Annotated in this window: 17 protein-coding genes; 9 read left to right on the plus strand and 8 right to left on the minus strand. The window is 73.0% G+C overall.

The window, feature by feature from the left end; translation table 11 throughout:
• Positions 1-7 precede the first annotated feature (7 nt).
• From ABZX85_RS37970 to ABZX85_RS37985, 4 genes are all read right to left on the minus strand, one after another.
• Positions 8-4,060 (minus strand): type I polyketide synthase, encoded by a 4,053-nt coding sequence (locus tag ABZX85_RS37970; protein WP_355879494.1) that lies wholly within the window; start codon positions 4,058-4,060, stop codon positions 8-10.
• Entirely contained in the window at positions 4,057-5,838 is a 1,782-nt protein-coding gene (locus ABZX85_RS37975; RefSeq protein WP_355879497.1) for a fatty acyl-AMP ligase, read from the minus strand. Before ABZX85_RS37975 ends, ABZX85_RS37970 begins: the two co-directional genes overlap by 4 nt.
• Before the next feature lie 65 nt (positions 5,839-5,903).
• Positions 5,904-7,511, minus strand: a complete 1,608-nt coding sequence (locus ABZX85_RS37980) for an acyl-CoA carboxylase subunit beta (protein ID WP_355879500.1) — start codon at positions 7,509-7,511, stop codon at positions 5,904-5,906.
• A 391-nt stretch (positions 7,512-7,902) separates the two neighbouring features.
• A complete protein-coding gene (locus ABZX85_RS37985; RefSeq protein ID WP_355879503.1) occupies positions 7,903-8,994 on the minus strand; it encodes an alkene reductase in 1,092 nt (363 codons plus the stop codon).
• A gap of 228 nt (positions 8,995-9,222) precedes the next feature.
• Between ABZX85_RS37985 and ABZX85_RS37990 the strand changes: the two genes are divergently transcribed.
• The gene (locus tag ABZX85_RS37990; protein WP_355879505.1) at positions 9,223-10,170 is read left to right on the plus strand and encodes a helix-turn-helix transcriptional regulator; all 948 of its coding nucleotides are present in this window, start codon (positions 9,223-9,225) and stop codon (positions 10,168-10,170) included.
• Between the two features lie 323 nt (positions 10,171-10,493).
• Here ABZX85_RS37990 and ABZX85_RS37995 read toward each other — a convergent pair whose 3' ends face one another.
• Entirely contained in the window at positions 10,494-11,462 is a 969-nt protein-coding gene (locus tag ABZX85_RS37995; RefSeq protein WP_355879508.1) for an AraC family transcriptional regulator, read from the minus strand.
• A gap of 92 nt (positions 11,463-11,554) precedes the next feature.
• Here ABZX85_RS37995 and ABZX85_RS38000 point away from each other — a divergent pair, with 92 nt between their 5' ends.
• From ABZX85_RS38000 to ABZX85_RS38015, 4 genes are all read left to right on the plus strand, one after another.
• The gene (locus ABZX85_RS38000) at positions 11,555-11,986 is read left to right on the plus strand and encodes a nuclear transport factor 2 family protein (RefSeq protein ID WP_355879510.1); all 432 of its coding nucleotides are present in this window, start codon (positions 11,555-11,557) and stop codon (positions 11,984-11,986) included.
• 151 nt (positions 11,987-12,137) lie between these two features.
• Entirely contained in the window at positions 12,138-12,533 is a 396-nt protein-coding gene (locus ABZX85_RS38005; protein WP_355879513.1) for an MmcQ/YjbR family DNA-binding protein, read from the plus strand.
• The gene (locus ABZX85_RS38010) at positions 12,530-12,901 is read left to right on the plus strand and encodes an MmcQ/YjbR family DNA-binding protein (protein WP_355879516.1); all 372 of its coding nucleotides are present in this window, start codon (positions 12,530-12,532) and stop codon (positions 12,899-12,901) included. The genes ABZX85_RS38005 and ABZX85_RS38010 overlap by 4 nt, the downstream gene beginning before the upstream one ends.
• A 31-nt stretch (positions 12,902-12,932) precedes the next feature.
• A complete protein-coding gene (locus ABZX85_RS38015; RefSeq protein ID WP_355879519.1) occupies positions 12,933-13,535 on the plus strand; it encodes an AAA family ATPase in 603 nt (200 codons plus the stop codon).
• A gap of 138 nt (positions 13,536-13,673) precedes the next feature.
• Here ABZX85_RS38015 and ABZX85_RS38020 read toward each other — a convergent pair whose 3' ends face one another.
• Entirely contained in the window at positions 13,674-13,865 is a 192-nt protein-coding gene (locus tag ABZX85_RS38020) for a DUF6059 family protein (RefSeq protein WP_355879522.1), read from the minus strand.
• Positions 13,866-14,063: 198 nt separating this feature from the next.
• Between ABZX85_RS38020 and ABZX85_RS38025 the strand changes: the two genes are divergently transcribed.
• On the plus strand, positions 14,064-14,837 hold the full coding sequence (locus tag ABZX85_RS38025) for an AfsR/SARP family transcriptional regulator (protein ID WP_355879525.1): 774 nt from the start codon (positions 14,064-14,066) through the stop codon (positions 14,835-14,837).
• A gap of 56 nt (positions 14,838-14,893) precedes the next feature.
• Here the strand turns inward: ABZX85_RS38025 and ABZX85_RS38030 are convergent, their stop codons facing one another.
• On the minus strand, positions 14,894-17,638 hold the full coding sequence (locus ABZX85_RS38030) for an AAA family ATPase (RefSeq protein WP_355879528.1): 2,745 nt from the start codon (positions 17,636-17,638) through the stop codon (positions 14,894-14,896).
• Between the two features lie 200 nt (positions 17,639-17,838).
• Positions 17,839-19,269 (minus strand): MFS transporter, encoded by a 1,431-nt coding sequence (locus ABZX85_RS38035; protein WP_355879531.1) that lies wholly within the window; start codon positions 19,267-19,269, stop codon positions 17,839-17,841.
• A 136-nt stretch (positions 19,270-19,405) separates the two neighbouring features.
• Between ABZX85_RS38035 and ABZX85_RS38040 the strand changes: the two genes are divergently transcribed.
• From ABZX85_RS38040 to ABZX85_RS38050, 3 genes are all read left to right on the plus strand, one after another.
• Positions 19,406-20,005, plus strand: a complete 600-nt coding sequence (locus ABZX85_RS38040) for a helix-turn-helix domain-containing protein (protein ID WP_355879534.1) — start codon at positions 19,406-19,408, stop codon at positions 20,003-20,005.
• Between the two features lie 87 nt (positions 20,006-20,092).
• Positions 20,093-20,608, plus strand: coding sequence for a hypothetical protein (locus ABZX85_RS38045; RefSeq protein ID WP_355879537.1), 516 nt, complete (start codon positions 20,093-20,095; stop codon positions 20,606-20,608).
• Between the two features lie 8 nt (positions 20,609-20,616).
• Positions 20,617-21,603: an aldo/keto reductase gene (locus ABZX85_RS38050; protein WP_355879540.1), complete on the plus strand. Its 987-nt coding sequence runs from the start codon at positions 20,617-20,619 to the stop codon at positions 21,601-21,603.
• Positions 21,604-21,933 lie beyond the last annotated feature (330 nt).

Consider the following 21,933-nt stretch of genomic DNA (forward strand, 5'->3'; position numbering starts at 1 on the left):
GGGGGGCTCAGGCCGTCCGGGGTCCGAGCGCCCGGTTCAGGTGGTCGGCGATGGCCTGGGCGTGCGGCGGGTCGAGAAGCGACAGGTGGTGTCCGGGGACGCGGACGACTTCCAGGTCCGGGCAGAGTTCGTCCCAGCCGAGGGTGTCGTCCGACCGCTCGTACGCCGGGTCGCGCACGGTGTGCGGCGCGGGTTCGGTGGCGCGGTAGAGGATGACCCGGCCGTCGTACGGGCGGGGGGTGTGCGCCTCGCCCGTACGCAGGTCCAGGTACGAGGCGCGCTGGTGCCGCAGCGCCGCCGCCGGGACGTCGGCGGCCTCGCCCAGCGTCTCCAGCACCCGGTCGATGCGGGCCCGGTCGTCGAGCCCGGCGAGTTCCTCGTAGGGCAGGTCCAGTCGTGCGCCGTAGGTGCGCAGGACGTGTGCGGCGAACCCTTCGAAGTGCTCTCGGGCCACGTCCCACGCGGTCCGTCCGGGCGGGCGGGGCAGGGGGCGTACGGAGTCGATGAGCACGACGGCGTCGGGGGCCGCGAACTCGGCGGCGAGCAGCCGGGCGGTCTCCTGCGCCACGAATCCGCCGAAGGACCAGCCGCCGACGCGGTAGCGGCCGTCGGGCCACGCCTTGCGGATCGCCTCGGCGCACAGCCGCGCCTTCGCGTCGACGGTGTCCGCCTCCTCGGCGCGGTCCAGGCCGTACACGGGCTGGCCGGGTGCCAGCAGTGCGGCGAGCGGGCGGTAGACGTCCGCGCTGCCGCCGGCGGCGTGGACCAGGATCAGCGGAGGACGGTCGCCGCCCGGCCGGAGGGCCCGCAGGGGGTGGGGCATCGGTGCGGCCCGGGGCGCGATGGGGGCCGGCAGGGGTGTCCAGCGGTTGTCGTGCGGGACGAGGGCGATCACGTCGGCGGCGGCCTGTACCGTGCCGGCCGCCAGCAGGTCGCCGAGGGCGAGGGTGACGCCGAACTCACGGACGGTGGCCTCGCGCAGGCGGACGGCCATGAGGGAGTCCAGGCCGAGGTCGGCGAGCGGGGTGTCGGGGCCGATCTGCTGCGGGAGGTGGCCGGTGACCGTGGCTATCTGGTGGATGAGCCGTTCGGTGACCGTGCCGCCGCCGCTCGCCGGTGGCGGTGGGGTTGGTGTCTCGGTGGCCGGGAGTGTGGTGCGGTCGGCCGTCCACCAGTGCCGGGTGTGGTGCCAGGGCGGGAGGGGGACGTCGATGACCTCGCCGTGCGGGTGGCGGGAGCGGGCCGGGAGGGGGTGGCCGGCGGCGTGCAGGGCGGCCAGTTGGGTGCGGAACGTGCCGACGGGGTCGTCGCCTCTGCGCAGCGTGGGCAGGTGGAGGGCGTCGGGCAGGGTCTCGGCGAGGGGGTGCAGGAGGACGGGGTGCGGGGAGATCTCGATGAACGCGGTGTGTCCGTCCGCCCCTGCGGCGGCCAGCGCCCCGGCGAGCCGGACCGGGCGGCGCAGGTTCGCCGCCCAGTGCCCGGCGTCGAAGGCGCAGGAGTGGGTGGGGTCGTCGTGGACCGTGGAGTAGACCCGGACGGCGCCGTCGGTGCGGCCCCGGATGCAGCCGAGGCCGGCGGTGAGTTCGGGCAGCAGCGGTTCGACCTGGGGCGAGTGCCCGGCCCCCTGGACCGGCAGGGCGCGGGCCACGCGCCCTCGGGCGGTGAGATGTGCGACGAGCCGTGCGACGGCCGGCGCCTCGCCGGTGACGATCTTCTGCCTGGGCGAGGCGTGCACGGCGAGGTGCACTCCCGGGAACTCCCGCTCCAGGACGCCGAGTTCGTCGTCGGCCAGGTCCACGACCGCCATGGCGCCACCGCGCAGCGTGGCGAGCAGCCGGGAGCGGACGGCGATCACGCGGGCGCCGTCGGCGGGGTCGAGCGTGCCGGCGACGACGCACGCCGCTACCTCGCCCATCGAGTGCCCGATGACGGCGGCGGGTTCGACGCCGTAGGAGCGCCAGAGTTCGGCGAGCGCCAACTGGGTGCCGTAGAGGAGGGGTTGGGCTGTCTCCACGCGCCGGAGGTCGTCCTCGGCGCAGTCGTCGAGGAGTTCGTACAGGGAGATACCGCATCCGGCGGCGAGCACCGGTTCCAGTATCTCCACGGCGGCGGCGAACGCGGGTTCGCGGCGCAGCAGTTGACGTCCCATCGCGGTCCACTGGCTGCCGTAGCCGGAGAAGACCCAGACGGGGCCGGGGCCGATGCGGTCCCGGTCTCCGGTGGCGACTCGCGGGTGGGGGCGGCCGGCCGCCAGGGCGCGCAGTGCGTCGGCGAGGCCGTCGTGGTCGCGGGCGACGAGGGCCGCGCGGGCGGGGCCGCGGTCCGTGCGCCCAGCAAGTGTGCGTCCGATGTCCTGGAGCCGGGCGGCCCGCCCGCCGGGGGTGTCGAGCCAGTCGGCGAGCCGGGCGGCGGTGCGCCGGACCCGGGCCGGGTCGGCGTCGCTGAGCTGGGTCAGGTGGACGGCGTCGGGGCCGAGCGGGGCACGTGCGGCCGGCTGCCGGGGGCGCCATTCCTCCAGGACGGCGTGGGCGTTGGTGCCGCTGAACCCGAAGGCGGAGACTCCGGCGGTGGCGGTTCCGCTGTAGCGGGGCCAGGGCTCGGGTTCGGTGACCACGCGCAGCCGCTCGTCGTCCAGCGCCGGCCGGTCGCAGTGCAGCGAGCCGGGGATGACGCCGTGGTGGAGCGCGAGGACGGTCTTGACCAGGCCCGCGACACCGGCCGCCGCCTCCAGGTGGCCGAGGTTGCTCTTCACCGAGCCGAGGAGCAGCGGCTGGTCCGGGTCGCGTCCGTGGCCCAGGACGTCGGCCAGCGCGCTCGCCTCGATGGGGTCGCCGAGCGGTGTGCCGGTGCCGTGCGCCTCCACGTAGTCCACGGTCCGGGGCGGGGTTCCCGCGCGTGCGTAGGCCGTTTCCAGGAGGGTGCGCTGGGCCGTCGGGCTGGGTGCCGTGAGGCCGTTGGAGCGGCCGTCGGAGTTGACCGTGGTGGCGGTGACGACGGCGAGTATCCGGTCGCCGTCGCGCAGGGCGTCGCCGAACCGTTTGAGGACGACGACGGCGCAGCCCTCGGCGCGCCCGATGCCGTCGGCGGACCGGGAGAACGGCTTGCACCGGCCGTCGGGGGCCAGCGCCCCGGCGCGGTCGAAGGCGGCGGTGACGACCGGGGACAGCAGCATGTTGACCCCGGCGGCGAGCGCCGTGTCGCACTCGCCGCTCCGCAGTGCGGCGCACGCCTGGTGGACGGCGACGAGCGAGGAGGAGCAGGCGGTGTCGACGGCGACGCTCGGGCCGCGCAGGTCGTACACGTAGCCGATCCGGCCGGCCGCGACCGAGGCGGCGGCGCCGGTGGTCGCCGAGGGGTCCACGGACGCCGGGTCGGTGCCGGTGAGCCGGCCGTAGTCCTGGGCCGAGATGCCGACGTACGTCCCGGTGGCGGTGCCGGCCAGGGACGCGGCGGGGATCGCGGCGTGGTCGAGGGCCTCGTGCACCACCTCCAGCAGCATGCGCTGTTGCGGGTCCATCGCGTCCGCCTCACGCGGTGCGACGCGGAAGAAGGCGGAGTCGAAGCCGGTGAGGGTGGCGTCGTCGAGGTATCCGGCCGGGGTGTCGGCGTCCGGGGGCGCGGGGGTGACGAAGCGGCGTCGGCGTCCCTCGGGGGCCGGGCCTATGGCGTCGGTTCCCTCGACGAGCAGCCGCCAGTAGTCGTCGGCCCCGTGTACGCCACCGGGGAGGCGGCAGCCGACGCCGACCACGGCGACCGGTTCGTCGTCGTCCGTGCCGGGCCGGACAGTGGGCTCGGTGCGCGGGCCGGGGCTCGTGCCGCCGCTCAGCGCGGTGACCAGTTCGTCCACGGTCGGTGTCTCCCACAGCAGGGTCGTCGGCAGTTCCCGGCCGAGCACGCGGGCCAGTTCCCCGGCGATCGCGACCGCGTCGCGGGACGAGACGCCGAGTTCCGCGAGCGGCCGGTTCCCGGTGATGTCCTGGGGGCTGAGGCCCGACCAGTGGGCGATCCGTTCGACGACGAGCCACCGCAGTCCGGCGGGGGCGTCCGGCGTCGCGCTCATTGCGTGCCTCGCCCGGGACGCTCGTAGTCGCCGTCGAGGTAGCGGGCCCGGGTCAGGGTGCGCGAGACCTTGCCGCTGGAGGTGCGGGCGACCGTGCCGGGCGCGACGAGCAGGACGTCGGCCGGCCGCAGGCCGTGGCGGGCGGAGACGGCGGCGCGTACGGCGGCGGCGACCTCCTCGGGGTCGCGGGCCGGTGCGGGCAGGCCGCGGGCGTGTTCGGCGACGATCACCGCGGACTCCGCGGCGAGCACGGCGCCGGGGGCGGTGTCCCGGCCGGCGGGGAGTCGTCCGGCCGGGACGGCGAAGGCGGCGAGCCGGTCGGGGCGGATCGCCGGGTGCGCGGTCTGCGCGGTGACCTCGATGTCCTGCGGGTAGTGGTTGCGGCCGTCGACGATGATCAGGTCCTTGAGGCGTCCGGTGACGAGGAGTTGACCGTCGAGCAGGGTGCCGAGGTCGCCGGTGCGCAGCCAGGGGCCGGGCTCGTGGGTCAGCCGGGCCCGGAAGGTCTCGTCGGTCAGCGGGCCGCGATCCAGGTAGCCGTGCCCGACGTTGGGTCCCTGGACCCAGATCTCCCCCACTTCTCCCTCGGGCAGCGCGGTGGCGGTGGCGGGGTCGACGACGCGGACCGTCTGGCCGACGGGTTCGCCGCAGGCGGCGAGCTGAGTCGCGCAGGGGTCGTCGGGCGGGACGGGACGGGCCTTGCCGTCCGCGAGGGCCTCGCGGTCCAGGTGGTGCCGGCGCAGCGGGTGTCCGGGGCGGTGGGCGCTGACGAAGACGGTGGCTTCGGCGAGTCCGTAGGACGGGCAGTGGGTGTCGGGGGAAAGGCCCTGTCCCGCGAAGGCGGCGTGGAAGCGGTCGGCGGTCTCGGGCCGTACGGGTTCGCTGCCGTTGGCGAGCGCGAGGACCCGGTCGAGGCGCAGTCCTGCCTTGTCGTCGTCGCCGATGGCGGCGGCGCAGTAGTCGTAGGCGAAGTTCGGGGCGGCGCTGAGGGTGTCGGGGTGTTCGGACAGGAGGTGCAGCCAGCGGGCGGGGCGCTGGAGGAAGGCGAGGGGGTCCATGAGGACGGACAGCAGTCCGCGCAGGACGGGTGCCGCGACGCTGAGCAGGAGTCCCATGTCGTGGTAGAGCGGTAACCAGCCGACCATGGTGACGGGGCGTCCGTCGGCGCCGTAGGCGGTGAGTGCCTGGCGGGCGTTGGCGACGACGTTCGCGTGGGAGATCTCGACACCGGTGGGGAACCGGGTGGAGCCGGAGCTGTACTGGATGTAGGCGGTGGCGTGTTCTTCCGGCTCGGGAGGCGGCGGGCCGTCGGCCTGATGGTCGGGGATCAGGTCGGTGACGATCAGACGGGTGCGTACGCCGGTCGTCTCCAGGAAGGCCCGGACGCCGTCGGCCGCTTCGCGGGTGGTGAGTACGGCGGACGGCCGCGCGTCGGCCAGAACTCCGGCCAAACGGTCGGCGTGTCCGGGCAGTTCGGGGGTGAACAGGGGGACGGCGACAGTTCCGGCGGTGAGCGCGGCAAGGAAGCCGACGACGTACTCGGGACCTTGGGGGCCAAGAAGTGCGACGCGTTCGCCGGGGGCCACGGTGTCGGCCAGCCGGGAGGCGACGGCGCGGGTACGGACGCCGACGCGGCGCCAGGTGAGCGTGCGGTGTCTGCCGTGCAGGTCCGGGGACGGGTGGCTGGCGAAGGTGAACGCGCGGCGGTCGGGGGTGTGCCGGGCCCAGTGCGCGAGGCAGGCGGGAAGGGTGGCGGGTGGAAGGGCGTGCGAGGGCATGGGGGGACTCCTCACGTCACTGGTCGTGTCCCGGTCCGGGGGCTGCGGCTACGGCTTCGCCTCGCTCACAGGGGGATGTTGCCGTGCCGCCGGTCGGGGAGGGTGGCGCGTTTCGTGCGCAGCGTGCGCAGGGCGCGGGTGATGTGCGCCCGGGTGGTGCTCGGCGCGATGACCGCGTCGATGTAGCCGCGCGCCGCCGCCGTGTAGGGGTTGGCGCAGGTCTTCTCGTACTCCTCCTCCAGCTTCGCCCGCAGGTCGGCCGCGGCCTGCTCGCTCTCGCCGGCCGCCGCGGCGAGTTCGCGGCGGTGCAGGACGCCGACGGCTCCCTCGGCGCCCATGACGGCGATCCTCGCGGTGGGCCAGGCGAGGTTGACGTCGGCGCCGAGGTGCTTGGAGCCCATGACGGCGTATCCGCCGCCGTACGCCTTGCGGATCACGACGGTCACCTTGGGCACGGTGGACTCGGCGTAGGCGTACAGCAGTTTGGCGCCGCGCCGGATGATCCCGGCCTGCTCCTCGTGGGTGCCGGAGAGGTAGCCGGGGACGTCGGCGAAGGTCAGCAGCGGGATTCCGAAGGCGTCGCAGAAGCGGACGAAGCGCGCGGCCTTCTCGGAGGCGTCGATGTCGAGCACACCGGCGCTGTGCAGCGGCTGGTTGGCGACGACGCCGACGGAGCGGCCCTCGACCCGGGCCAGGGCGCACAGGATGTTGGGCGCGAACAGCTCGTGCACCTGGAGGAGTTCGCCGTCGTCGACGACCGTGCGCAGGATCTGCCGCATGTCGTACACCGCCGCGGGCCGGTCGGGGACAATGCCGTCCAGGCGCAGGTCCTCGGGGGTGGGGGCGAGACCGCCGGGGCCGGTGGGGTATTCGGGCGGTGGCTCGTGGTTGTTCGCGGGGAGGTGGGAGAGGAGGACGCGGACGATGTCGATGGCGTCGTCCTCGTCCTCGGCGAGGAAGTGGGCGTTGCCGTTGACGGAGTTGCTGGCGCGGGCGCCGCCGAGTTCCTCGGCCGTGGTCCGCTCCCCCGTCGCCGCCTCGATGACGTCCGGGCCGGTGACGAACATGTGCGAGGTGCCGTCGACCATGACGGTGAAGTCCGTGATGGCCGGCGAGTAGGCGGCGCCGCCCGCGCACGGCCCCATGATCAGGGAGATCTGCGGGATGACGCCGGATGCCTGGACGTTGCGGCGGGCCAGTTCCGCGTAGAGGGCGAGCGCGGGCACGCCCTCCTGGATGCGGGCGCCGCCGGAGTCGTTGAGGCCGATGACCGGGCAGCCGATCTTCAGCGCGAGGTCCATCGTGGCGACGACCTTCTCGCCGAACGCCTCCCCCATGCTGCCGCCGTGGACGGTGGCGTCCTGCGCGAAGACGCACACCTGGCGTCCGTCGACGGTGCCGGTGCCAGTGATCACGCCGTCGCCGTAGACCGTGACGTCGGTGCCGCCCCGGGTGCACACCAGCGCGCCGGTCTCGACGAAGGAGTCCTCGTCGAGCAGCCTGGCGAGACGTTCGCGCGCGGTCAGCCGGCCTCGGGCGGCCTGTCGGGCGACGGCGGACGGGGAGCCGCCGGCGAGGGAGCGCTCGTGCCGGGCGGCGAGGTCCGCGAGCCGTCCCGCTGTCGTACCCGTGACAGGCGCGGGTGATCCCAGGGGTTCCGCGATCGAGGTCACAGCCACCTCCTTCGGAGGAGGTGAGCATGTCAGCCCACGGGACCGGGGTCCTTCTTTCCGCGCGCAATGTGAATTTGTTGAGTGGCTCGGCTCCCGCCTTCATCGACGCCGGACAAACGGAGGGCGCTCCCTCGTGTCGGGCCCGGTCGTGCGCCGCTGGGCACCGCCAGGCGTTGGACGACCGTCGGGGTCGGCGGGACGTCCGGGTGGTTGACGCCACGTGTGTCACCACCAGGTCGGCGGCGGCGTCCAGATCGCCGTCCCCGCTCACCGCGACGTGTGCCGTCCCGGCCTCTCCCACCGGAGGCAGCGGGCGCGGTGTCGTCGGTCGAGCGCCTGTCCATGGGTGAGGTGAGTGGGGATGCCCCATGGACAGGCGTGACCGTGGGCCTCAAGCCGTTTCGAGGAAGGGGTAGTCGGTGTAGCCCTCCGCGCCCGGTGCGTAGAACAGTTCCGGCCGCGGTTCGTTCTCGGGGTGCCCGCCCCGCCAGCGCTGGACCAGGTCGGGGTTGGCGATGATGGCCCGGCCCACGACCACGGCGTCGGCGTGGTCGGCCTCGATCCGCTGTATCGCCTCCTCGCGGACGGTCTGGCCTCCGAGGAAGCCGCTGTTGACGAGCAGTTTGCCGCCGAAGCGCTGCCGCAGTTCCTGGACCAGCTCACCGCCCGGCTCGGTGTGCAGGACGGAGAGGTAGGCCAGGCCCAGCGGGCGCAGTTGGTCCACCAGCGTGCCGTAGGTGGCCAGGACGTCGTCCCGGTCGGTCTCGAAGACGTCAGAGAGGACGATCTCCGGCGAGATCCGCAGCCCGACCCGCTCGGCACCGACGGCCTCGGCGACCGCCGTGACCACCTCGACGACGAAACGGGCCCGGTTCTCCGGGGAGCCGCCGTACTGATCGGTGCGCTGGTTGGCCCCCGGGGCGAGGAACTGGTGGAGCAGGTAGCCGTTGGCGCCGTGGATCTCCACGCCGTCCGCTCCCGCCTCCACGGCCCGGCGGGCCGCGGTGACGAAGTCCTCCAGGGCTGCCCTGGTCTCGGTGGTGGTCATCGCTTCCGGTACGGGGTAGGGCTGCTCGCCCTTCTCGGTGAACGTCTTGCCGTCGATGGCGATCGCGCTGGGGGCGAGGATGCGGCGACCGGCGTTGATGTCGGGGTGGGTGGCGCGGCCGGCGTGCATGAGCTGGAGGAAGATGCGACCGCCGTCGGCGTGCACCGCCTCGAACACCCGCTGCCAGCCGGCCGCCTGCTCATCGGTGGCGATGCCCGGCTCACCGACATACCCCTGCGACGCGTGGTCGGGGTAGGTGCCCTCGGTGATGATCAGCCCGACGCTCGCCCGCTGCCGGTAGTACTTGGCCATCAGCTCCCCGGGAATGCCGGTGGAACCGGCCCGGACCCGGGTCAGCGGCGCCATGACGACGCGGTTGGCGAGCTCCATCTTCCCGAGAGAGATGGGGGAGAAAAGCGAAATATCGACAGTCATGGGGCTCTATCTTTCTGCGATACGGAGGAAAACGGGATGAAGGTCTGCGACGCAGAGGGTCCGAGCTGTCCCCGCGAAGGCGAGGATGCGACCGCATTCCAGCCGGACACGATCTCCAGCGTGCTCGACGATCCGGTATTCGCCCAGGTCACAGCTTTGTGTACATCCGCTGTGCCTACCACTGGCTTGGGCAGGCTGGTGTGCGTCCGGCCGTAGATACTCGAAGGCATGGACGAATACCCCGGACCGGTCCACGAGCCCGCCGACGGCGCTCTGGACCCGCGTGCCGAGCTCAGTGAGTTCCTGCGCACCCGGCGGGCCCGGCTGAAGCCGGAGGACGTGGGCCTGCCGGACTTCGGGCGGCGCCGGCGGGTGCCGGGCCTGCGCCGCGAGGAGCTGGCGCAACTGGCCGGCGTCTCGGTGGGGTACTACACGCGCCTGGAGCAGGGCGATGGGCAGCACATGTCGGCGGAGGTCCTCGACGCCATCGCCCGTGCGCTCAGGCTGAGCGACGCCGAGCACGCCCACCTGACACACCTGACGAAGCCGAAACGGCAGAAGAAGAAGCCGGCCGGCCGCACCCAGCAGGTTCGGGGCCCCCTGCGGACGCTGCTGGACACCATGGAAGGCGGCCCGGCGATCCTCGTGGGGCGGCGCTCGGACATCCTCGCCTGGAACCGGATGGCCGCGGCGGTCTTCGGCGACTGGGCCGAGCTGCCCGCGCACGAGCGGAACTGGGCGCGGCTGGTGTTCCTCAGGCCCGAGTACCAAGACCTGTTCGTGGACTGGGAGCACAAAGCCAACGACGTCGTCTCTCAGCTGCGCATGGACGCCGGTTCCCATCCCAACGACCCTCGGCTGTCCGCACTGGTGGGTGAACTCTCCGTGAAGAGCGAGGAGTTCAGGCGGCTGTGGGCCGCCCACGACGTCAAGGACAAGTGCCACGGCATCCAGCGCCTGCACCACCCGCTCGTCGGCGAACTCGACCTTCGCGTCGAGTCGTTCCACCTGGCCGACGACCACGAACAGATGCTGGTGACGTACCACGCCGAACCCGACTCCCCGTTCTCGCAGGCACTACGACTGCTGGCCAGCTGGGGCAGCGACGCGACGAGGGCGGGAGCCGGGATGCCTCTCCAGGACGGCGCGGGCGTGCTACGGGACGCCGATCCGTGATCGACATGCCGCTGGACGACAGCCGGTGGACTGCTCAACAGGGCTCAAACGAAGGCTGACGTACACGGCTTTCGACCAGCAGCCGCTCGGCGGGCCACACCGACATGTTCTCCCGCGTTTCCCCGCCCCGGTCCGCAGCTCAACGGTCAACCAATGCAGCTCGATCCACGTCGACTACGACCGCGGACTCGCCCAGCTCGACGAGAAGGGCCACCGGCCTCTGCGGACCGTGGTCCTGGACGAGCCCGGAGCTGGGCTGTAGACGGCGGACGGTCCCGTGCCGACGTCGAACCGGTGGTGGAGGGGCCGCTCGGACTGGCTTCTCAATGTCCCGGGCCGGCGCACGGGCTGGAGCCGCTTTCCTGCTGGTCTGCCCGTGCCGCATAGGCGGCGGGGGTGAGGCCGGTGCGGTTGCGGAAGAAGCGGCCGAAGTCGGCGGCGTCGGGAAAGCCCAGGTGGGCGGCGACGGCGCGGGCTGTCCAGCGGGCGGGGCCGAGGAGGCGGCGGGCTTCGAGGAGGCGGCGCTCGTCGATCACCTGCCGCGCTCCGGTTCCGGCGGTGTCCTGTGCGGCGCGGGTGAGGGTACGGACCGAGCAGCCGAGCAGGCGGGCATAGTCGTCCACCCGGTGCTGTTCGCGGAAGTGCAGTTCCAGTGCGTCGAGGAAGTTCCGGTAGACCGTGGCCCGACGACCGGGGGCAGCGGGAGGCAGAGTGGGGGCGCTGGGGCTGTGGGCGAGGCGGAGCAACAGGGCCTCCAGCAAGCTGCGGCGCAGCGCGTGGTGGAGGTCGAGGGGGCGCCGGCCCAGGGCGCGGTGTTCGTCGAGGAGTTGGAGGGCGGTTCGTTCGGCCCAGGGGGCGTCGTCGGGGTGCGGGGTGAGGACAGCGGGCGCGTCGTGCGAGGTGACGGGGGCGAGCAGGCGGGCCGTCTCGGCCCCGAGGACGGCCGACTCGAACAGGATGAACGGACCCCTGGCGCTGCCCGGCGGGTGCCAGCAGAGGGTATGTCCGGGGCGCACCCACAGCCACTGGCCATGGGTGACGGTGCGGGTGATGTGGTCGACATCGTGGTGCAGCACGCCGGACGTCACTTGGATGAGGTAGTGGAAGGTGGCCCGGCCAGGACGGGGCGGGTTCCAGGGCCAGGCGTCGTGGTCGGCGAAGAAGTCCTCGATGGTGGTGACCTCCAGGCTGTACGGGGTGCCGACCGGGGGCTGGAACCCGTACAGAGGGGTGGGTGCCCCTGTGGGAGGGGCGGATACTTCGACTCCGCCCTTGTGTCTGCTGCTGACCATCATGTGTCCGCAGCCTACCGCCCGATATGCCCAACCCGGGGGAATCATGGCTGGTGAGCGCCGGGCAGTCGGGCCGATGGAAGGGACATGGCATGAGCGTCGACAAAGAAGAGATCAGCAAGACCATCATCGAGCTGGAGAAGTCCTTCAACGAGCGGTGGAGCGCCGGCGACAATCGCGGCTACCTCGACGGGTTCGCGGAGGAGGTCAGCTATTTCGACCCGATCCTGGAGAACGTCGTGGTCGGGCGGGACAAGGTCGTCGAGTGGATCGACTCGATCTACTCCAACCCGCACATCGTGCGCAGCGAGTACCTCAATCCGCAGGTCCACGTCAGCGACAGCGGCGACTTCGCCGTCCTGGGCTACAACCTGAAGACCTTCGTCCTCGACGAGGACGGCAAGGAGGAGCAGCTCCGCGCCTGGAACGCCACCCACGGCTACCGCCTGATCGACGACCAGTGGCGCATCGTGCACTCGAACTGGGCGTTCTCCCAGACCGTGACGGAGAAGATCGCCTCCTGACCGTGAGGCGCCGCCGGACCGTGGGTGTGCCCCTGCGCACAGGCAGTAGAAACTCTTCGGGTGAGTGCCCGCGAAAGGCCGGCCGGGAAACGGAACAGGCGGCCTGCCGATGGTGGAGTCCCGTCGTACGCGGAGCAAGGAGCTGGATGTCATGAACGGCAAGGAGTTGCAGCAGTTGGGCGCCGAGTGCGCCGAGGGCCTGCCCGGCACCTCGTTGGAGCACCCCTTCGGCTCGGAGTGGGACGTGCACAAGGTGCGCGGCAAGGTCTTCATGCTGATGACCGATGTCGCCGGGGAGCCGTTGGTGATCCTCAAGTCCGCCCCCGACGAGGCGGCGGCGCTGCGCGAGCAGCACGCCGAGATCACCCCTGGTTACCACATGAACAAGCGGCACTGGATCACCCTGCACGGCGGCGACTCTCTCGACCGCGGCCTGGTCGAGGAGTTGGTGACCGACTCCTACCGGCTGGTGGTCGCGGGGCTCCCGAAGGCACGGCAGCCGGTGGACCCGGCAACGTACGCACAGGCGGACCAGGCCCCGCGATGACCCTCACCGGGCTTCGGTTGCAGCAGACGGCACGCCGCGCGGCCGAGGCGCTGCCCGGCTCCGACAGCAGCCGCCCCTTCACCGAGAAGTTGGACGTCTACAAGGCCGCCGGGAAGGTCTTCCTGATCATCACGGACGATCCCGGTGAGCGGATCGTCACGGTCAAGGCGGAGCCGGAACACGGGCGGCGGTTGCAGGACGCGTACCCGTCGATCACCGCCGGACGCTATCTCGACAAGAGGCACTGGATCTCCGTGGGCGCGGGCCGGGGCATCACCGCGGCCCTGATCGAGGACCTGGTCACCGACTCCTACGACCTGGCACTCGACTCGGTACCCCACAGCCGACGCCCCACCGCGCGGACCTGACCGCCCGCCCCGACCACCTTCGCCCACCCCCATGCCCACTCCAGCCCCGCGCTCGTCCCGTTCGACGGCGACGGTCCCGGTGGCGCGCAGGCAACACCTGGTGCCGATGGTCCTGTGGGGGCCGCCGGACCGCGGGAAGACCACCACCGCCCGTCTCCTCGCCGATGCCGCCGGTCTGGTCTTCGCCCCGCTGCCGGCGACCTTCGCAGGCGTCGCGGACGTGCGCCAGGTGTTCCGCGACGCCGGGAAGCGCCGGCCCCGGGGCTGGAGTTCCCTTTTGTTCGTGGCCGAGATCCACCGCGCCAACCGCCCCCGACAGCACGGCTTCCTGCCGCACGTGGAGGACGGCACGGTCGTCCTGGCCGGCGCGACCACCGAGAACCCGAGCTGCGAACTGAACGGCGCGTTCCTCTCCCCCAGCCAGGTCTTCGTCCTCGAACACCTCGACGGACAGACGCTCACGGCCCGCACCGAAGAGCTGACCGGCCCGGATACCGGAGGGCGGCGAGGACCCGCTGTTCGTCGCCCCCGCCGCTCTCACACACCGCATCACGGCAAAGCAAAGAGCCAGGCCGGAAGGTATCTGAACCGGCCTCAGAGATGGCCGCCTTCGGGATTCGAACCCGGGACCTAAGCATGACGAGTTCCGCGATCGAGATAGCGGACACACGGGCTCTGCGTTGCCGGATCGTTGGGTGAGCGGTTCCTCGTCGGCCGACCCACAGCGTTCCGCCACGCACCCGAGAGCCTTCCCCGCCGGCCCGGGTTGCCCTCACCCTCCGACGTCGTCCCAGATGGCGCGTTCCTGCTCTGTCGGAGGCAACCAGGGGCACAGCCGTTCCGGGTGACCGGGGGCGGGATCGCTGAAGTCGGGGGGTGGGCCGGGGATGTGGACCCAGTGGCTGCCGAAGGCCACGAACGCCTCCACCAGGGCCGTCAGGCAACGCCGAAGGAGCAGTGACATCCCGCCACTGTCCCCTCGTACGCCAAAGCGCGGCCAAAGCCGGCCCCTTCAGGGCTTGTCTCGGACTGCCGGCGACCGCCAGATTCGGCCAACACGCGGTACGTACGTACATTCCCTGATGCGCGGACGGCGACGGAGAGATGACAGTGAATCACCGCACAAAACCAAACGTGCGTTCTGGAATTGAACGGGGACCCGATGCGCTACGAACTCCTTGGCCCGCTCCGCGTCCGTCACGAGGAGCAGAGCCACTCGCTGTCCGCCCCGAAGGTGGAGACGACGCTGGCCACCCTGCTGATCGGCGGTGGCCGGGCCGTCACCAAGGAACAGCTCGTCACGGAGCTCTGGGGGGACCGCCCGCCCAGGCGCGCCTCGGCCGCGGTGCACGTGTACATCTCGCAGTTGCGCAAGTTCCTGGCGGGCGCGGGCGACACGGAGGGCGGGGCGATCGTCACCCGGCCGCTCGGCTACGAACTGCGGCTGGGCGGGGCCGGCTGGGACGTGGCCGAGTTCAAGGAGGCGATGCGGACGGGCCGCGGCCTGCGGTCCGCCGGGCGGCACGAGGAGGCGCTGGAGAGTCTGGAGCGGGCGTCGTCGCTGATCCGCGGGCCGGTCCTGGACGGGGTCGCGGAGGGGCCGGTGCTCACCGCGTTCACCGCGTGGGCGGAGGAGGAGAGGTTGCAGTGCCTGGAGCTGTCGGTCGAGGCGCGGACGGCGCTCGGCCGGCACCGTGAGGTCATCGGGCTGCTGTGCACGCTCACGGCGCAGTATCCGCTGCGTGAGTCGTTCTACCGGCAGTTGATGCTGGTCCTGTACCGCTCGGAGCGGCAGGCGGAGGCGTTGCAGGTCTACCGCTCGGCGCAGCGCGTGCTGCGCGCCGAACTCGGCCTGGAGCCGCACCGTTCACTGCGCCGGCTCCACCAGGCCATCCTGACCTCCGACCGGATGCTCGACCTGCCCGCGGCGAGCTGAGGCGACGGGCTCCGGCGGACGTGCCGGAGCCCGAGCGGTCCTCGAAGCGCCCCCGCTCAGGCCGCGCGAGCCATCAGCCGTACGAGGGCGGCACGGGTGTTGACGCCGAGTTTGCTGTAGATGCGGGTGAGGTGGACGTCGACGGTGCGCGGGCTGACGAGGAGGCGTTCGGCGATGTCGCGGGTCTTCAGGCCCTCCCCCGCCAGTTCCGCCACCTCCCGTTCGCGAAGGGTGAGTTCGGCCAGCGCGTCCGCGTCGGCGCTCTCGTGGGAGCAGCCGGCGAGGCCGGCGGCGCGGGCGAGGTCGCGGGCCCGCATGCCGGCCGAGGTCTCGCCGAGCAGCCCGTACGCCTCGTGGTAGCAGCGGGCGGCCTGCTCGTGGAGCGAGCGGGCCAGCAGGGCGTGGCCGCGGGCGAGGAGGGCGTGGCCGCGCTGTTCCGTCACGTCGACCGTGGCGGCGACGGCGGCGGCGCGTTCCGCCCATTCGTCGGCGTCGGCGCCGGTGGCCGCGGACGCCGCCGCGAGGAGTTCGTACACGCGGGCCGCGAGGATCGGGGGCGGTTCGGGGACCCGGTGGGCGTCGCGGGCGGGCATCAGCAGGGTGAGGGCGGTCTCGCCGTCGCCCGCCGCGAGGGCCGCCTCGGCGTGCAGGAGGGCGATGACGGTGGTCCGGGGCACCTCTTCGTCGGCCGCCCGGTGCGCCGTGCCGTGGGGCCGGCGCGGTCCGGTGTCGCCGAGCCAGGCCCAGGCGGCGGCGGTGACGGCGGTGGCGAGGGTGACGAGGTGGTCGCGGCCGGCGGCGTACGCGGCGGCGCGGGCCTCGTGGGCGGTCTCCAGCGCCTCGGACATCCGGCCGGACTGGTACTCGACGTAGGCGAGGACGTTCAGCAGGACGGGCCGCAGATGGGCGTCGCCGCGCAGCCGTGCCTCCGCGAGCGCGCGCTCGGCGTGCGCCTGCGCGGAGCCGTACCAGCCCATCGCCGACTCGGCGCAGGCCAGCACGAGGAGGTACTCGGCGAAGGCGTCGGTCGCTTCCCCGCTCGCGGAGTCCAGGGCGCCGAGAATGCGGGCGCTGGCGCCCATGTGGCTCTCGGCGGCGCACAGGTCTCCGGCGAAGACGGCGCTCAGTCCGCGCAGCGCGAGCGCGCCGCCGACGGTGAGCGGGGAGGCGGTGGTGTAGCGGGCGAGCACCTCGACGTCGGCGCGGGGCGGGAGCCGGCCGACGAGCACCCACATCAGCTGGGACTGCACGTGCAGGGCGGCCTCCTGCGCGCCGGTGCCGCGCAGCGCGGCGAGCAGCGGGGTGACCATGCCCTGTGCCTCGTCCGCGAGGCCCAGGGTCGCCTGGATGAGGGCCAGCGGGCCGACGGCGGCGAACCGTTCGACGGCGGGCAGCCCGGCGTGCGCGGCGAGGATCTCCCGGACGAGGGCGCGCAGCCGGGGTACGTCCCCCTCGGCGGCCAGGGCTCTGACGACCGGGAGCCACAGGTCGCGGTCGGCCGTTCCCGGCGTGTTCCGTTCCCCGGTGGCGCGCCGGAGGCGCAGGACGAAGATGGTCCACCGGGCGGCCGTGGCGACTCTTCCGGCGGTCAGCGCCTCTTTCACCGCGGCGGCCAGGACGGCGCCGTCGGCGGGGGTGGCGAGGGTCGCGGAGTGGACGACGTGGGGGGCGAGGTCGAGCGGCGGGGCGCCGAGCGCGGCGAGCCGGGTGAGCGCGCGGCGGTGGGCTTCGACTCGCCAGCAGGCGTCGGCGTCGGCGTACAGGAACCGGCGCAGCAGTTCGTGCCGGAAGGTCAGGGTGTCGAGGCCGCCGGGCACGGTGCGGACGATGTCGCGGCTCTTGAGGGAGCCGACGAGCCGGCACGCCTCGTCGTGGCCGAGCCGGGCGACGGCGGCGACGGTCTCGACGTCGAAGGCGGCGCCGAGGACGGCCGCGGCGTGGGCGGCGAGCCGTTCGGCGGGGGTGAGCGGCGCGCACTCGGTGAGCAGCCGGGTTTCGAGGTCGCGGCGGACGGCGAGGTGGGCCGGGTCGTCGGACGTGCTGTCGGCGGCGAGGGCGGTGAGGTAGAGGGGGCTGCCGGCGCTGCGCGCGTGGAGGCGGCCGAGGGCGGGGGTGTCGGGTGCCGTGCCGAGGAGTTCGGCGCTCTGGGCGAGGGTCAGTGGGGCGAGCCCGATCTCCTCGACGGTGCCGAGTTCCACGCCGTGCCGGACGGCGAGGCGCAGGCCGACCGGTGCCTGGCGGGGCCGGTGGGCGACGACGGTGACGAGGCCGCCGCCGACGGGCCGGCGGATCAGGGTCTCCAGGAGCCCCACGGAGCAGGGGTCGGCCCAGTGGAAGTCGTCGAGGACGAGCAGCAGTCCGCGGGGGGCGGCGGCCACGCATTCGGCGAGCAGGGCGCGGAGTTCGGCGAAGTACTGGCAGCGGTGGGTGAGTCCGCGGCCGGCCGGGACGAGGGCGTCGGGGTCTTCGGGCGGCTGGGCGAGCCGGCGCAGCAGTACGGTCGCCGGCGACTGCGGGCCGCCGGGGGTGTCGAGGCCGCCGAGGGCCTCGACCAGGGGCCAGAACGGCGTCTGTTCGCCGGCCGCTCCGGTGTACAGGCCGCGCAGGACGACGAGTCCTTCGGCGCGGGCTTCGGCGGCGAGGGCGGTGAGCAGGGCGGTCTTGCCGAATCCAGGGTCTCCGGTGAGTTCCACGGTGGCGTCGCGGCCGGCCGCCGCCGACCTGACGAGCTCTTTGAGGGTTTCCAGTTCCGTGCGGCGGACGGTGGTGCGGGCGTTTCTCGGTGCGAGGGCGGTGACCATGCCGGCCGGTCTCCTTCCGCGGTCTGTCACTGCGGTTCGGATGCGCAGCGGGTCCTGGAAACCGCTGGGCGTTCAACAGCATAGGAGATGCGGCGAACGGGGGCCGTCCTGCAACACAACCTTCACGGAAGCCCCGTTCGGGCGTGCCCGGGGGCCGGGACGTGGGGTGTCCCGGCCTCCCGGATGCCGCGAACGGGGTGTCAGTCCTGTGTCTGGGCGGCCGGTTTCCTGGCGCCGGGGCCGTACCAGAACAGGGCGGCGACCAGGATCGCGAGCGCGGTGAGCGCGGCGGCCCAGAGGAACACCGAGGAGATGGTGTCGGCGACCGCGCCGTCGCCGGCGGTGAAGGGGATGAGCAGGACGGCGAGGCCGACGGAGCCGCCGACGGTCAGGGCGGTCTGGAGGACGCCCGCGGTCACTCCGGCGTACTCGGGCGGGGCCGTCGTCAGGATGATCATGTTGAAGGGGATGATGGCGACGCCGACACCGACGCCGACGAGCACGATCTGCGGCAGGACCCCGGTGACGTAGGAGCTGTCGCCGTCGAGCAGGCCCAGCCAGGCGACGCCGGCCAGGACGACGACGAGGCCGCCGATGGCCCGGAGTTTGAGGTCGATCTTCGCGAGGTGCTGGGTGAGGACCTGGGTGGTGAGCAGCAGGGCGACGCCGAAGGGCAGGATGGCGAGGCCGCTCTGGAGGGCGTTGAGGTCGAGGACGTTCTGGAGGTACTGGACGAGGTAGATGAGGTAGCTGGTGAGGACGGCGGCGAGCAGCAGCAGGTTCAGGAAGGAGCCGGCGCGCACCCGGTCGGTGAAGATCCTGGTCGGCAGGAGCGGCTGCGCGCTGCGCGAGTCGACGGCGAACAGCGCGATCCACAGGACGGCCGAGACGCCGAGCGGGAGAATCGTCGAGATGTCGCCCCAGCCCTTCTCGGCCGCGTGCACGAACCCGTATACGACGGAGGTGACGGCTCCGCCGACGAGCACGGCGCTCGGCAGGCCGAGGGGACGGGGGGTGACCGGGCCGTCCTTGAGGCCGAGCGCCTTGCCGGCGATCAGGAGGATGACGAGGCCGACGGGGACGTTGACGAGGAGGCTCCAGCGCCAGTCCCCCGCCCAGGTCAGCACGCCGCCGAGGACCATGCCGGCGGAGGCGCCGAGGCCGGTGACGGTGGAGTAGAGGCCGAAGGCGCGCTGCTGGCGTTCGCCCTCGAAGACGACGGCGAGCAGGGCGAGTCCGGTGGGTCCGGCGACGGCGGCGCCGGCCCCTTGGAGGACGCGGCCGACGAGGAGCACCTCCATGTTGGGGGCGAGGCCCGCGATCAGGGAGGCGACGACGACGAGCGCGATGCCACCGAGGAAGACCTTGCGGTGGCCGAGGACGTCTCCGAGCCGGCCGCCGAGGAGGAGGAGTCCGCCGAAGGCGAGGAGGAAGGCGTTGGGCACCCAGGACGCCGAGGTGACGGTGGCCCCGAGGTCCTGCTGGAGGGTGGGGAGGGCGACGTTCACGACGGTGCCGTCGAGTTGCAGCATGAACTCGGCGCCGACGATGGCGGCGAGGGCGAGGGCCCAGGGGGTGCGGGGTGGCGCGGCATCCGCGGGGATGTCACCGGGAACGGTCTGAGCGGTCATGGGCTCTCCACGAGGGGCAAGGAGCTGTGGGGACGGTCCGCGCGGGACGTGCGGCGCGGAGCTCTATACTGAGACTGCCTCAGGTTATGTGGACGAGTTAACCTGAGGCGACCTCAGGTAGTCAAGTGGAGGCCCCGTGACCGACAACCCGCCCTACATCGCACAGCGCCCCAAGCGGGCCGACGGCGCCCGCAACTACGACGCGATCCTCACCGCCGCCCGCAAGGCGTTCGAGACGGAGGGCTCCGACGCCTCCCTGGAGGACATCGCCGCCCAGGCCGGCGTGGCGATCGGCACCCTCTACCGGCACTTCCCGACCCGCGCCGCCCTCGTCGAGGCGGCCACCCGGGACGGCCTCGCGGACCTCGTCACCCACGCCACCAGCCTGGCCGGACAGGACGACCCGCTCGACGCGCTGACGGAGTGGATGAGCCGCGCCGTACGGCACTTCAGCACCTTCCGGGGGCTGGTCGGCATCCTCACGCAGAGCATGTACGACGAGGGCACGCCCTCCCACGCCGCCTGCGCCGCGATGCACGACAGCGGGGCGGGGCTGCTGCGCGCCGCGCAGGAGGCGGGCCGGGTGCGCGCCGACCTCACGCCGGACGAGCTGTTCGACCTGCTCAGCGGGGCGGCCTGGGTGCGGGAGAACGCCCTGCCGGGCGGGCGGGACCGCAGCGACCGGCACCTCCGGCTGATCCTGGAGGGGCTGATCACGCAGGCACCGGGCGGCTGAGCGGGCGTCCGGCGCCTTTAGATCCGCTTGAGGGGGCCCTCCTAGCGTCGTCGGGAACCGGCGCTTCCCGTATCAGGAGGGCTCATCGTGGTGTTGCACGTCCTGTCCGACTGGCTCACGCCTCTCGTCGCGACGCCCCCGAAGACGGTCTCCTCGGAGGCCGGCGCGCTCCGCGACAGCCGTAGGTCGCTCATCCTGCGCGACCTCAGGGAGAAGGTGGTCGCGTACGAGTCGAACAACCCCGACCCCACCGGCACCACCCCCACCGAGAACGACTTCGCCACGGTCAGGCTGGAGATCTTCGGCCCCGACGGGACGCGGATCGGCACCACCGAGGGCGCGGGCCGGATGCTGTACCGGCGGGAGGAGGACGGGCACTTCATCGCCTACTTCGGTGAGGAGATCACCCTCGACGACGGCAACGTCGTCCGCGCGGGCGGGCTCGTCGACGACGCCCGGCTGACGGAGGGCGAGCACGCGACGTTCCCGGCGGTCGTGGTCAGCGGGCCGCTGCGCGGAGCGATCGGCTTCCGGCAGTTCCGGCCGCTGGTCAAGGAGTCGCACACCGAGTACGAGTCCTCGATCGTCCTGTACCGGAAATGACGGCCCCGATGCCTCCGACCCGCCGCATCGGCTCCCTGACGGTCGGCGCCCAGGGCCTCGGCTGCCTGGGCCTGTCCGAGTTCTACGGCCCGGTCGACCCCGGTACGGCGGTCGCCGTCGTCCGGCGCGCGCTCGACCTGGGCGTCACGCTGCTCGACACCGCCGACGTCTACGGGCACGGCGCGAACGAGGAGCTGATCGGGAAGGCGATCGCCGGCCGCCGCGACGAGGCGGTGATCTCCACCAAGTTCGGTGTCGTACGCCCCGGTCCCGGGGTCGGCACCGGGGTGCGCGGGGACGCGGCGTACGTCAGGGCGAGCTGCGAGGCGTCCCTCGGCCGCCTGGGGGTCGACCACATCGACCTGTTCACGCTGACCCGGCTCGACCGGAGCGTGCCCGTCGAGGAGACGGTCGGGGCGCTGGCCACGCTCAAGTCGGCGGGAAAGATCCGGGAGTTCGGGCTGAGCGAGGTCGGGGCGCAGACCCTGGCGCGTGCGCACGCGGTCGCGCCGGTGGCCGCGCTCCAGACCGAGTGGTCGCTGTGGTCCCGGGGGATCGAGCGGGAGGTGGTGGACGTGTGCCGGCGGCTCGGCGTCGCGATCGTCCCGTACGCGCCGCTGGGCCGGGGTTTCCTGGCCGGTGCGGTCCGCTCGGCCGACGGGCTCGGCGAGGGCGACTTCCGCCGGTTCGGCCTGCCTCGTTTCACCCCGGACAACCTCGCCGCCAACCTCCCGCTGGCCGACCGCCTCACCGCGCTGGCCGACGAACTCGGCACCACCCCGGCCCGGTTGGCGCTCGCCTGGCTCCACCACCGGGGCCCGGACGTCGTCCCCGTCCCCGGCACGCGCGACCCGTCCCACCTCGACGAGAACTCCTCCGCCCCCACCCTCGCCCTCACCCCGGCCCACCTCACCGCGATCGAGTCGGCGGTACCTGCGGCCGAGGTCCACGGCACGCGCTGGAACGAACAGAGCCTGGCGTACATCGAGGAGTGAGGGAGAACGGCGCCACCCACCCGGCGCCGGCAGCCGTCCGTACCGCTTCCGGCGCCGTCGGACGCGACGACGGCCCGGTCTCGGACCGCGTCTCGCGCGCCCCTGCCCCGGCTCCGCCGCACGGGTCCCCCGACCACCGAACAGCGCGCGACAGCCGCCGAGCGGGAAGCCACTCCCCCGCCCGGCGGCTGCGACGCCCCGCCATGCGCCGTGCCCGCACGCCTCAGGACACCGGACCTGGCTGCTGCGGGACGGAAAGGCGGCCTCGGAACGGGGTCCCGGGCGCAGCCCACCAGCCCCGGCCGGACGAGCCCCGACGGCCCGAGGCGA

The organism is Streptomyces sp. NPDC004539 (assembly GCF_040610055.1).
In the GTDB taxonomy this organism is placed as follows: Bacteria; Actinomycetota; Actinomycetes; order Streptomycetales; family Streptomycetaceae; genus Streptomyces.